This is a genomic window from Thermomicrobiales bacterium (genome assembly GCA_037045155.1).
Lineage (GTDB): Bacteria > Chloroflexota > Chloroflexia > Thermomicrobiales > CFX8 > JAMLIA01.
In genome coordinates, this window is record JBAOIG010000005.1 from 1,015,616 (window position 1) to 1,027,472 (window position 11,857).

The 11,857-nt window shown below is 63.8% G+C and carries 14 protein-coding genes; 8 read left to right on the plus strand and 6 right to left on the minus strand.

Annotation, left to right across the window (positions count from 1 at the left end; all coding sequences use genetic code 11):
- Positions 1 to 12: 12 nt before the first annotated feature.
- The 4 genes from V9F06_14790 to V9F06_14805 all read left to right on the plus strand — a co-directional run bounded on the left by V9F06_14790 (position 13) and on the right by V9F06_14805 (position 3,189).
- Complete coding sequence (locus V9F06_14790; protein ID MEI2618874.1) at positions 13 to 1,026, plus strand: SDR family NAD(P)-dependent oxidoreductase; 1,014 nt, start codon at positions 13 to 15, stop codon at positions 1,024 to 1,026.
- Positions 1,027 to 1,059: 33 nt separating this feature from the next.
- Positions 1,060 to 1,521, plus strand: a complete 462-nt coding sequence (locus V9F06_14795) for a DinB family protein (GenBank protein MEI2618875.1) — start codon at positions 1,060 to 1,062, stop codon at positions 1,519 to 1,521.
- Between the two features lie 71 nt (positions 1,522 to 1,592).
- Positions 1,593 to 2,747 carry an acetyl-CoA acetyltransferase gene (locus V9F06_14800; GenBank protein MEI2618876.1) on the plus strand — a complete coding sequence of 385 codons (1,155 nt, stop codon included), beginning with the start codon at positions 1,593 to 1,595 and terminating at the stop codon, positions 2,745 to 2,747.
- A gap of 28 nt (positions 2,748 to 2,775) precedes the next feature.
- Positions 2,776 to 3,189 carry an OB-fold domain-containing protein gene (locus tag V9F06_14805; protein MEI2618877.1) on the plus strand — a complete coding sequence of 138 codons (414 nt, stop codon included), beginning with the start codon at positions 2,776 to 2,778 and terminating at the stop codon, positions 3,187 to 3,189.
- Between the two features lie 314 nt (positions 3,190 to 3,503).
- Here V9F06_14805 and V9F06_14810 read toward each other — a convergent pair whose 3' ends face one another.
- Both V9F06_14810 and V9F06_14815 read right to left on the minus strand, forming a co-directional pair.
- Positions 3,504 to 4,532 (minus strand): TIGR03617 family F420-dependent LLM class oxidoreductase, encoded by a 1,029-nt coding sequence (locus V9F06_14810; GenBank protein ID MEI2618878.1) that lies wholly within the window; start codon positions 4,530 to 4,532, stop codon positions 3,504 to 3,506.
- Positions 4,533 to 4,611: 79 nt separating this feature from the next.
- Positions 4,612 to 5,301 (minus strand): hypothetical protein, encoded by a 690-nt coding sequence (locus V9F06_14815; GenBank protein ID MEI2618879.1) that lies wholly within the window; start codon positions 5,299 to 5,301, stop codon positions 4,612 to 4,614.
- A 334-nt stretch (positions 5,302 to 5,635) separates the two neighbouring features.
- Here V9F06_14815 and V9F06_14820 point away from each other — a divergent pair, with 334 nt between their 5' ends.
- Complete coding sequence (locus V9F06_14820; GenBank protein ID MEI2618880.1) at positions 5,636 to 6,532, plus strand: hydroxymethylglutaryl-CoA lyase; 897 nt, start codon at positions 5,636 to 5,638, stop codon at positions 6,530 to 6,532.
- Here V9F06_14820 and V9F06_14825 read toward each other — a convergent pair.
- Positions 6,529 to 6,720, minus strand: a complete 192-nt coding sequence (locus tag V9F06_14825) for a hypothetical protein (GenBank protein ID MEI2618881.1) — start codon at positions 6,718 to 6,720, stop codon at positions 6,529 to 6,531. The genes V9F06_14820 and V9F06_14825 overlap by 4 nt on opposite strands.
- 192 nt (positions 6,721 to 6,912) lie before the next feature.
- Here V9F06_14825 and V9F06_14830 point away from each other — a divergent pair, with 192 nt between their 5' ends.
- The 3 genes from V9F06_14830 to V9F06_14840 all read left to right on the plus strand — a co-directional run bounded on the left by V9F06_14830 (position 6,913) and on the right by V9F06_14840 (position 9,614).
- Positions 6,913 to 7,266, plus strand: a complete 354-nt coding sequence (locus V9F06_14830) for a TIGR04076 family protein (protein ID MEI2618882.1) — start codon at positions 6,913 to 6,915, stop codon at positions 7,264 to 7,266.
- Positions 7,263 to 8,267 (plus strand): LLM class flavin-dependent oxidoreductase, encoded by a 1,005-nt coding sequence (locus tag V9F06_14835; protein ID MEI2618883.1) that lies wholly within the window; start codon positions 7,263 to 7,265, stop codon positions 8,265 to 8,267. The genes V9F06_14830 and V9F06_14835 overlap by 4 nt, the downstream gene beginning before the upstream one ends.
- A gap of 78 nt (positions 8,268 to 8,345) precedes the next feature.
- Positions 8,346 to 9,614 carry a M20/M25/M40 family metallo-hydrolase gene (locus V9F06_14840; protein ID MEI2618884.1) on the plus strand — a complete coding sequence of 423 codons (1,269 nt, stop codon included), beginning with the start codon at positions 8,346 to 8,348 and terminating at the stop codon, positions 9,612 to 9,614.
- 47 nt (positions 9,615 to 9,661) lie between these two features.
- On the opposite strand, the gene V9F06_14845 is transcribed toward V9F06_14840, so the two are convergent.
- Genes V9F06_14845 through V9F06_14855 form a run of 3 tightly spaced genes read right to left on the minus strand, consistent with a single transcriptional unit; the run spans position 9,662 to position 11,854 of the window.
- Positions 9,662 to 10,354, minus strand: a complete 693-nt coding sequence (locus V9F06_14845; GenBank protein ID MEI2618885.1) for a hypothetical protein — start codon at positions 10,352 to 10,354, stop codon at positions 9,662 to 9,664.
- 30 nt (positions 10,355 to 10,384) lie between these two features.
- Positions 10,385 to 11,356 (minus strand): tail fiber protein, encoded by a 972-nt coding sequence (locus V9F06_14850; protein MEI2618886.1) that lies wholly within the window; start codon positions 11,354 to 11,356, stop codon positions 10,385 to 10,387.
- Between the two features lie 15 nt (positions 11,357 to 11,371).
- Positions 11,372 to 11,854 (minus strand): tail fiber protein, encoded by a 483-nt coding sequence (locus V9F06_14855; protein ID MEI2618887.1) that lies wholly within the window; start codon positions 11,852 to 11,854, stop codon positions 11,372 to 11,374.
- Positions 11,855 to 11,857: the final 3 nt, after the last annotated feature.

The following is an 11,857-nucleotide window of genomic DNA, read 5'->3' on the forward strand; positions in this document are numbered from 1 at the left end:
GAGATACGAGACATGGGAGTTCTCGACGGGAAGGTCGCGCTGGTTACCGGGGCTGGCCGGGGTATCGGGCGGGGTATCGCCCACTTGCTGGCTGAGGAGGGCGCATCGGTCGTTGTCAACGACCTCGGCGCGTCGCTTGATGGCGAAGGTGTCGACACCGGGCCGGCTGCCACGACGGTGAAGGAAATCATCGACGCTGGCGGCGCCGCAGTCGCCAATACCGATTCGGTGACCGACTACGAAGCCGCCCAGGGCATGGTCCAGCAGGCAATCGACACCTTTGGCAAGCTCGACATCCTGGTCAACGTCGCTGGCATCCTGCGCGACCGGATGATCTTCAACATGTCGCCCGAGGAGTGGGATGCCGTTATCGCAGTCCACCTGAAAGGCACATTCAACACGTCGCGATGGGCGTCGGTGCACTTCCGCGAACGCCGGGACGGCGGGCGGATTATCAACATGTCGTCGAACTCCGCCTTCGGCGCACCCGGCCAACCAAACTATGCGGCAGCGAAGGCCGGCATCATCGGGCTCACGCTGGTCTTAGCCGCGTCACTCAGCCGATATGGCGTCACCGCCAATGCGATTCTGCCCAGCGGCTCGACCCGGATGATCGATTCGATTCCCCGGGCGGTCGAGGCTGTCGCCCACACCGGCAAGCTTCCCAGCGAGCTGGCGATCGGCACCGAACGAGACCCGGACAACGTCGCGCCACTGGTCGGCTTCCTGGCCAGCGAAGCCGCCGGCCACGTCAACGGACAGGTCTTCGGCTCCTTCGGATACAACGTCGCGCTGATGTCGCAGCCGAAGGTCATTCGCACAATCAAGAACGAGCATCGCTGGACGGTGGACGAGTTGGCCGAAATCGTCCCGCAGGCGTTTGGGCCGGAGTTTGTCGGCCAGGCGAACATGCCGGGCATCACTACCAACATCAACGCGCTGCCTGATGACCAGTGGGTCACGATCGCCGAGGGGCTGCGCGCCTGGACGACGACACTCGAGCCGTACGGCGAGCTCGTCTGGTAGCGCTGACGCGCGGAGCAATCTGGGAGGGCAGCGATGGACGAGCATGTCTTGATTGTGGACTTTGCGGACAAGACCATCGAGATGGTCGAGCGAATCCTGGCCTGTGCCGATGGGTTGGATGAGGCCGGCATCAACTGGAAGCCGGATGCTCCCGAGACGAATAGCATCTACGTGTTGGCGACCCACACGATGGGGAACGTTCGCCAGAACACGCTGGCGGTCCTTGGTGGTCAGACAGATCACCGCGACCGCGACGCCGAGTTCATCGTGGCTGGGGACAGCGCCGCCGAGCTTCAACGACAGTGGTCGGTGCTGAAGCCTCAGGTTCGGGAGATTCTTGGCGGGCTTGGCACAGCAGACCTGGAGCACGTCCACGCGCATCCCCGCCGTGGGACGATCACCGGCCACCAGGTGCTGATGCTGATGGCGACCCACGCGGCCGAGCATGCCGGCCAGGCAGAACTGACACGGGACCTGTGGAAGGCGCGGGGGTAGGGGACGGCCCTCACCCCGCTGCCCCCCTCTCCCAATGCTGGGAGAGGGGGAGGTATTTGAAGGAGGATGGTGTGGCGTTCAGTCTGAATGGGAAGACCGCCATTGTCGGAGTGGCGGAATCGGATGAGCTGGGGAGGCTGCCGGACAAGCCGGCGATCCTGCTGCATGCGGAAGCCGCGCGTAACGCGCTGGCCGACGCCGGGCTGACCAAGGATGATGTCGACGGACTCTTCACTGCCGGCATTTCGACACTCGAGCTCGGCGAATATCTCGGGATCGAGCCGAAGGTCACCGACTCAACGTCGGTCGGCGGCTCGTCCTTCGTGATTCACATCGCGCATGCCGCCGCTGCGATCGCGACCGGCCGTTGCGAGGTGGCCCTGGTGACCCATGGCGAGAGCGGGCGATCGCGTGTCGGCCAGATGCCCTATCCGTCTTCCGCGCAATCGCTGCGGGGCCAGTTCGAAGCGCCATATGGTCTGCCGCAGCCGGTCGGCGCCTACGCAATGGCGGCCACCCGCCATATGCACGACTATGGCACGATCCACGAGAACCTCGCCGAGATCGCCGTCGCAACGCGCAAGTGGGCGATGATGAACCCCAAGGCGATGATGCAGGATCCGATCACGATCCAGGATGTGCTCGACTCGCGGCCGATCGCCTATCCCTTCAACCTGCTGGATTGCTGCCTCGTCACCGACGGCGGTGGCGCGTACATCATGACGTCTGCCGAACGAGCAAAGTCGTTGAAGCAGACGCCGGTCGTCGTGCTCGGCGTCGGCGAGGGGCACGACCACGCGATGATCTCGCAGATGCCTAGCTACACCAGCTTCGCCGCGAAGCACTCTGGTCAGCGCGCGTTCGAGATGGCCGGCATCGGCCGCGACGAGATCGACATCGCGATGGTCTACGACTCGTTCACCTATACAGTCCTCCTGTCGTTGGAGGAGCTCGGCTTCTGCGCGAAGGGCGAAGGTGGCGCGTTCGTTTCCAACCAGCGCACCGCGCCGGGTGGAGCATTCCCGTTGAACACGAACGGTGGTGGCCTCTCGTACACCCACACCGGGATGTACGGCATGTTCGCTGTAATCGAAGCGGTTCGCCAACTGCGTCACGACTACGCCGATCAGGGTCAGCGCCAGGTTCAGGACGCGAAGCTCGGCATTGTCCACGGAACCGGCGGCGTTCTGTCGTCGGCCGGCACCGCGATTCTGGCCCGCGGTTAGCGGCGCTCGTTGTTGAGGGAGAACAGATATGGCCGACTATAAGAAGCCGCTGCCGACGCCCGATCCGGTGACCCAGCCGTTCTGGGATAGTCTCAAGCAGCACGAAATGAAGATCCAGCGCGATAACGACACGGGGAAGTACTTCTTTTACCCGCGCGGGCTTAGCCCGTACTCGCTCACGGACAACATCTCGTGGGAGCCAGTCTCCGGCAAGGGAACGCTCCACGCCTTCACGATCGTCTGGAACCAGCGGCAACCCGGCTTTGCCGAGGAGGTTCCCTATGTCGTGGCGATGGTTGATCTCGATGAGGGCGTGCGGATGATGTCCAACCTCGTCGAGGTCGAGGCCGATCCCGAGCACGTCAAGATCGGCATGCCGGTCCAGCTCGTCTACGAAGATGTCAACGACGAGATCACCCTGCCGAAGTTCAAGCCGGCGTAATTACGTCAATTGCCAACAGCCCCCGCGTCATTGCACGACGCGGGGGCTGCGTCTTGCCCGTGTGCTGGCTGAGAGCACGGCGCGTATCTTTTGTCTCCGAGCATCGGCGTCTAGTTGCCGGGACTGCCGCCAGCCTGCATCGCACAACCGACATAGGCTAACAGCCCACAGTCGATTCCCTCGCCGGCCTCCATCTTCGCTCGAACCTCTCTGGGTGCTGCGTGATGGCGTCCGGGTGGTGTTCGCAGCAATTGGCTGTCTACCGCCGGGGATTGCGCCGCGCACGTAATCCCCGGCGAACACGCCGTCGGCCGTCAGTCGTCGCGGCGGCCGGGAATTCGCTTGAATCCGGCCAGGGCCGCGTCGAATCGCGGATCGCGCTCGTCGGGCGCGGAAACTGAGATCGTATCGATCAGGCCAGAAAGGCGCGCGTCGACTCGATCCGCGATCGTGTCCCAGGTTCCCGAGACGCAGAACGTATCCAGCACATCGTCCGGCACAACCGTCGGGAGGTCTTCCCAGCGATTCTGGGCAATCAGGTCGCGCAGCTTCGGGTTGAGATCCTCCCAGCCGTGATGCTCCAGCACCGGCAAGTAGGTTCGAGTGGATGCGTAGAACGCGATACGGTAGCGGGCGTCCTCGCGTGCTTTCGCGACTGCCGCAGCGTCCGGCCCGGTGGCGATGAACCCGGTGCCCGAGAGCTCAAAGTCGTCGAGCGAGCGGCCAGACTTCGCCGCGCCGGCCATCACGTTCGGCCAGATAACATCGCGCGTGTACTCGGCGGTCGAGAACGGGTGGACGCGCAACCCATCGCAGAGCTCGCCGGCCAGGCGGATGTTGTAGGCATTCACCGCCGCGATCTGCACCTTCGGCAGCGCGGTTGCCAGTGGTGGCGGCGAGAACTCCGGCGTCATCAGGCTGAACTGGTAGAACGGGCCGTCGTGACGCAGCGGCGTGCCATTCTGCCAGGTGTCCCAGATCGCTCGTAGTGACTGGACGTAGTCGCGCAGCCGCGGGCCGGGCGAATCCCAGGTCGTCGAAAAGCGGCGCTCGATGTGGCCCTTGACCTGCGTCCCCAGTCCGAGCACGAACCGGCCGCCGCTCATCTCCTGCAGGTTGAACGACTCGTAGGCAACGACCATCGGGGAGCGTGGGAAGGCAATGGCGACGGATGTCTCCAGTCGGATTGTCTTCGTCTCGCGCGCAGCGACGGCCACAGTGAGAAACGGGTCGCGCTTGAGCTCCGGGGCCCCGATCCCGTCGAAGCCCATTTCTTCCGCGAGCCTCGCCTGCCGCGCTACTTCATCCCACGGGCGGTCGCCCAGCCCCGTTTCGACCCGCATCGCAGCCCCTCCATCCGTTCCCAACTGTCGAGTGACATAGACTCACTGTAGCGTAGCACGCGTCGCGCCAGCGACCGGCTCAGATCGTTGGATACATGAATATGTGGTAGCCGCCGTAGAGTAACATCGCCGCGCCGATGGAAATGACGAGCGCGCGAGCCGGCCGGCCGGAGATCTTGGCACTGATGCCTGCGAAGAAGAGCGCGGTCGCCAGGTAGACGGTGTTGAGCACATAACTGTCACTTTGCGCGCTCGCCATCAGGCCACGGACGAAGATTTCATCAGCCTGCGCCTCGAGTTGATGGGCTCGGTCAAGTGAGGTCGGGATATATTCCGGCATCGCCAGCGGGTTCGGTGGCGCGTTCGGGTTCTTCAGCGGATCCAGCGCCACCCATGCATCGACCGCCGGCCGCAGCCGATCCGAGAACTGGTGTTCCAGGAAGTCCATCATCTGCTGATTGTTCTGTGTATAGGCCGCAGCGTAGTCGTTGAACACCTGGATGTCGATCATCATCTCGAGTTGCGCTGTGGTCAGCGCGTCGCTCGCGCGCACTCGGGCCGACGATGCCTTCGAGAACGCCTTTGCCTGCTCACCGCCCCATCGTGCCGCCTGATAGCCGTTCCATGCGGTGATGAGTGATGCGGTCGTGAGCAATATTACTGCGACTGTTTCCAGCCAATCGTCAGCGCCCTTGCCCTTGACCCATACCCTTGTGCTACGCCAGACGCCTCTGAGTGACAAGTTCGTCGAGTGGATCGGGGCATTCACCAGGCTATGCCTTTCATTCTCAAATCGCGTCAAGACCCGATTGGCATAACCAAACCGGGTCATCAGACAGGCTGCCGTTTTCGGTCGCCCGGGAGTTGTGAACGCTGATGATAAACCATGATGAGAGGAATTCGGTACGCCGATTCGTGCGGCGAGCGGGATAACAACGGTTTGCAAACAGCAACGTGTTTACAGCAATACGTCGTTGGCGTTGAGGTCGTCTCGTCCGCGCGATCTCGTGCGCTACGGGATTGGCAGGGATCCCAGATCGCCGTATCGTCTATCGGGCATATCCGGGCCCGATCCGAAGGCACTGCGTCGAAGGAGTATTGCTGTGACCGCGATTACCATCGTCGATGTTGGGCCACGAGACGGCCTGCAGAATGAACCTGTTGTCTTGTCTCCGGTTGTGCGAGCTGAACTGTGTGACCGGCTGGCGGCAACAGGCATCATGCGTATGGAGGCGGCCAGCTTCGTGCATCCGAAGCTGGTGCCGCAGATGGCCGGGGCTGAGGATGTGATGACGGCGATCCATCGCCAGCCTGGCGTGATCTACGCCGGCCTGGTGCTGAATGAGCGCGGCTACGATCGCGCAATCGCCGCGAATGTCGACGCCGTCCACTACACCTTCGCCGTTAGCGACACCTTTGCCGCCCGCAACCAGAACTCGACCGTTGCCGATTGCATCGCGCTGGCGCTCAAGCTTGCCGCGCGAGCAAAGGCGGACGACAAGCGCTTCGTCATCCCGCTCAGCACCGCCTTTGGTTGTCCCTTCGAGGGCGTCATTGACCCTGCTCGGGTGCTTGACGTCATTGCTCAGATTCAACAAGGTGAGCCGGACGAGATCGTTCTCTGTGACACGATCGGCGTCGGCGTTCCGCGTCAGGTGCGCGAGCTCGTCGCAGGGGCCAAGCAGCTTGGTGTCACCGTCGGTTGTCATTTTCACGACACACGCACGACCGGCATCGCGAATGCGCTGGCCGCGGTTGAGGCTGGCGTTCGTGTGCTCGATGCGTCGGTCGGCGGCACGGGCGGCTGCCCGTTCGCTCCGCGAGCGACTGGCAATATCGCTACCGAGGATCTCGTCTACATGCTGCATGGTATGGGGTATGAGACAGGCATTGACCTCGATGCGTTGATTGGCTGCGCCGAGTGGCTCGCCGGCCAGCTCGGTAAGGAGCTTCCGGGGCGGGTCTACCGCGCTGGATCCTTCCCGGCGAACGGCGACTAGTCGCGCCCGGTGTGATCCTTCCGAAGGGTCGAAGCGCTGTAGGTGATGCCGATTCCGAGGAGGAAGAGTGTGCCGAAGCTGAGCAGCAGCGCCTTCCCCGGTGTCTGGCCGAACTCGACGACTCCAAGCCAGATGAGAATGAAAAAGACGACCGTAACGGCCAGTATCGTCAGAATATGGCGTGGCATCGTGGTTCGTTACTCCTCCTGTGCGTGCACCATAGCAGATCGCGACATGGCGCGGAGCATCGCCACCACCCCGATCATGGCCTGTGGCACACTCGACACGCTCGTGAATCTGGACGGGCTTCCGCCAGCTCTGCCTTTCGGGCGGCTGAGAAAAATGCGGCGCGAGCAACGACATGCGATGGGAGATACTTGTTGATCGCTGACGACTCGTTTACCAATCCGTTTGATGAGGACGATGTCTTCGAGCTGTACGACCTCCGCGTCACCGTCGAGCGCATCGAGGGGCGTTCGGTGTGTGGACTCGAGGTGGGCGACTACTTCGAGCTGACGGAATCCAGTCAGGTACGAATCCCTGCCGGCAAGCATTTCTGCCTCTACGCGCTTCAGTCGGTCTTGCCGCTTCTGCCAGCCAAGCAGCGCATTCTGGACCCGGACGACTGGCTGGAATACGACACCCTTGTTGCCTGCCCGGACGTAGACGAGCGCCTGATCATGCGGATCGAGCGAATCGCGCGATCGACGTTCCGCACCGACGTTCTCACATGACCGACGCCAGATCCCTCTCGATCGCGCTCCAGTCCAACAAACCGCTGACAGACTACGCGCCGCTCGCCGTCCTGGTCGAAGATCTTGGCTTCGACATGCTCTCGATCTATGCGGATCTGCTTTTTCAGCCTCCCGTCGTCCCTCTGGCGCTCGCGGCGCAGGCGACAGATCGAATCGCACTGGGGCCGGCGGCGATCAATCCGTTTACCCTGCACCCGGTCGAGATGGCCGGCCAGATCGCGACGCTCGATCTCCTCAGCGAAGGCCGCGCATACCTCGGCCTCGTCCGTGGCGCGTGGCTGGAGGATATCGGCGTCCGGCAAGGTGACGCCGTTGTCATGCTTCGCGAGGCGATCGATGTCGTCGAGCGGCTCCTGGCCGGTGATGATGCTGGCTATCACGGACGATATGTCCAGCTGAAGCCTGGCCAGCGCCTGCGCTACGACGTGCAGCGGCCACGAATCCCGTTGATGCTCGGAGGGTGGGGGCCGCGCGTCCTGGCGCTGGCCGGCGAGCGGGCCGATGAAGTCAAGGTTGGCGGGTCGTCCAACCCGGATGTCGTCGCTTCAATGCGCGAGCGCATCGCAGTGGGCGCGCAGCGTGTCGAGCGCGATCCTGCGTCGATCGGCGTTGCGCTCGGCGCGGTGACCGTCGTCGACGAGGACGGTCACCGCGCACGCGATCTCATCCGTCGCGAGATGGCGCTCTATCTGCCGGTCGTCGCGCCGCTGGATCCAACGGTCGCAGTCGATCCGGAGTTGGCGGCGCGAATCGACGCGCTCGTTGCGGCCGGCGATCCGGCGGGAGCCGGCCGGCTGATCCCCGACGATCTGCTCGATCGCTTTGCCTTTGCCGGTACGCCCACGCAAGTGATCGAACAGTGCGAGGCGATCTTCGCGGCAGGGGCGACGCGAATCGAGTTTGGTACCCCGCACGGCATCACCGCCGAGGGTGGCATCCGCCTGCTTGGCGAGCGCGTATTGCCTGCGCTCCGACGCTGAGCCCAGTGCTGAGTTCGGATATATCTCCAGTATGATGGCGGCGCTGCGCTTCGGCAGCTGGCACGGGAGGAGAGCTCTATGGACTTCACGAATGCGTTTGCGGCCGTGGACGCACAGGAGGACAGGCTTATCGAGCGGCTTCGCGCGATCATTGCGATCGACAACTGCGTCCCGCCGGGGCTGAATTACGACACACTCCTCGATCTCGTCGAGCCGGAGTTCCAGCGCCTCGGCTTCGAAACGACTCGTGTCGTCATTCCTCCGGAAAAGGTCGCCCTGATTCCTTTGCCGCTGGAGGGCGAACGCATCAACCTGGTCGCGCGGCTGAACAACGGCAAGCCGCCACTGACCGTCTACGCTCACATGGACACAGTGCCAATCGAGGAAGGCTGGACGTACGATCCGTTCGGCGCTGAGATCGTCGATGGTCGCATCTATGGGCGTGGCATTGCTGACATGAAGGGCACGATCGCAACGCTGCTTACTGCTCTCGATGTCATGCAGCAGCAGGGCATCGAGCCCGTCTGGGACCTCAATGTCGTCCTCTGCACCGACGAGGAGATCGGCGTCTATCCCGGCCTCTATCATCTGGCGCTCGAGGGCTACGTTACCGCGCCAGTGCTCTGCATGGAGGGCGGGCAGGACCCACTGCTCCGACTCGGATCGAACGGCGCAGTCGATGTGACGATCACCGTTCATGGCCGTTCGTGCCACTCGGGCGCGAACTACCTCGGCATCAACGCGATTGAGGAGATGATCCCGATCCTCAATGAGTTGATGACGCTCAAACACGAAGTGGAGTCGCGCCGTTCGGAATTGCCGCTAGCGCCAGCTCCCGGCGCGCCGTCGAACCTCCGGCCCATGTTCAACCTGGATATCGTCGGGGGCGGCGTAAAGTCGAACATCGTGCCGGCCACGGCATCGCTCGTCGTCAATCGCCGGTATATCCCCGAGGAGAAATACGAGGACGTCGCAGCCGAGATCCGCGAGGCAGTCGACCGCGGACTGGAGAAGTCGCAGGCTCTCTCAGTCGATGTCTCGTTCATGCACGCCTACCCGTCGTACTACCAGTCGCCGGATTCACCCGGCGCGAAGCGTCTGGTTGAGGCATTGAAGCTCGTGCAGGGCTACAAGGACGAGGATTTCATTCGGTCCGGCTCTGGCGGCTCGACCGACATGGCCTACGTTGCCCAAGTCCTCGGGACCGACCAGTTCGCGACGGTCGGCAATGGCCGGCAAAAGGAATCGAAGGCGCACGGGTCGGACGAGTCGATCCGCCTCTCCGATGCCCGCGCGCACGCCAAGGAGCTGGTCTACTTCTTTACTGCTCCACTCGACGCCAGCTAGGGCCAGTGGGCTTGCCGCCGTGCCGTTCTGGCGCGGCGGCAAGCCTACTAGCCGAGAATCACCTCAGCGATGACGTGTGGCTGTGTAACGACCTTGCCGATGCCGTCTCGCAGCTCCAGCGCATTGCCGCCATCAATCGCTCGCAGGCGTAGTGATGACCAATCCACACTCGCGAGTGACCGTGGCCTGGATAGCATGATCAGATAGGCGCCACTCTGCAGCTCGCCGCCGGCCCCGATCCTGAATGGGGTTGTCGCCGTGCCATCTGCCGCCCGATAGTCGATCCAGCCCCGCAGGCCGCCCTCCGTGTCCAGCGGGATGTCGACGCGGGCGAGCGGGCTTGTGTTTGTGACTGGCCCTGCCTGATGTCGCCAGATATCAAGCGCGCCGTCGTGGGCTGGCCGCAGATCGAGGCGAAGCCCGGTCGAGCGGTAGCCATTCCAACCGGTGAGCTCCGACGGATCGCAGCCGACGGTCACGGTGATGTGCGCGGTGGTGGCTCCGCTGCGGGCCGGCTGGACCTCTCTCGCGTCGATGAACGACGAATCGAGCCGCCCATCCCAGTAGCCGATTGCGACGCGCGGCGCAGCTGTTGTCGCAGCGTGGGCGATCTGGCCAAATCTCGGCAGCGGCTGGATCGATGCCGATGCGCCGACCAGTGTCCCAGTTACTGCCGACGCAGACGTGATCTTGAGGAAATCGCGCCGGGCGAGCTTGACGTTACCGATATCAACCTTCATTACAGACCCCTCTTCGCGTCGTCTGGCTCGTTAGTCCGGCTCCGGTAACCTGCCACGGCAGGCGATGATGTAGGTCAGCGCCATGTAGGGTTGCAGATTGGAGTGACCGTCCGATCCGCCGATGCGCTCGGTGACAACTGGAACAGCATGTTGCGATGCCGCTCCGATCGCGCTGATTGCGACGCCGGCCGACGACGCCATCAGTGACCGCGTGCCAGGAGCGGTTGCCACGCGGATCGACGCGTCATGCTCGTGGGTCGGAACCTGATCCTCGCGAAGCGCCACCGTCATCTCGCCGCCTGATTCAGCGAGCCAACGGGTCGTGAGCTCCGGGCCGCGGCCGGCGGCGATCGCAACTCTCCCGCGCAGATCGGGTAGCGCGAACGCCTTGCGCCCGTCGCCTCCAAAGGTTGTGCCAATAACCGAGTAGAGGTCGCCGAACTCGTCGATTGCCAGCCCCTGCCCATCGCAGCGCGCCCAGCCATCCGGCGCAGCCGCTCCGGCAAGGATCCGCACTTCCCCGATGAACGGTCCGTCAGCTTCGTCACTGAGGGCGATGATGGCGTTCAGCGCCAGGTAGGGCTGCATGTTCGGGTGGGTCGTGCCAAGGCCGTTGCTCGTCATCGCGCCGAGGCGGACATCGACTCCGCTGCCGCCACCGTCGGTAACAAGGAGCGCCCGGCTGCTCGATTGGCCGGCCTTCCCGACGCTCGTGGCGATCGGCAAGCCGTGGGTATGGCGCGGGATCTCTGCCTCAGCAAGCGCGACGGACTCGGCCCCGCCGACCGTTCCGACGCCGATGCGTTCCGACCGGTGGACTGGCACACGACTCCGCAGATCGGGCAGCCGAAATGTCGTCCGCCCATCGCCCCCGAAGCGTGTCCCGATCGCGGCATGAAGTTGACGCGCGGCGTCGATCTGCGCCGTCTGCCCGTGGCAAAACGCCCAGCCGGCGGGTGGGACATTCCCGGCGAAGAAACGGATTTCCCCAGAATATGACATCGCTCGACTCCCTCCTCAGTGCCGCGTCGCCTGTGACCTGCCGAGCGCGATCATGAATATCAGGCCGAGATACGGCTGCATGTTGTCGTGCCCGGCGACGCTCGCAGCCGTGAGATGCGCGTCAGTCCATCCGATCTCGGTTACTGCGGAATCGGTCAGGTAGCTGACTGCCTCGCTACCGACTCCGTCCGCCGCCGGTGGCGCGAGCAGCAGCTCATGCTGGTGCGCCGGCAACTCGGCAAGCGCCAGTGCGTGACGCTCGGCGCCGCCAGATGCGCCGAGGGCAAGGCCCGCGCTGTCGTTGTGGATGGCCACCCGGCCGCGAAGGTCGGGCAGCGCGAATGTCGTGCGCCCATCTCCGCCGTAGGTCGTGCCGATTACCGTGAAGAGAGCTCGATATTCGGCGATCGGGAGCCGCTGTCCGTCGCAGGCTGCCCAGCCATCCGGTACCCCGTCGAATCCGGCGAGCCGGACTTCGCCGATGATGATGTTGTCCACGCA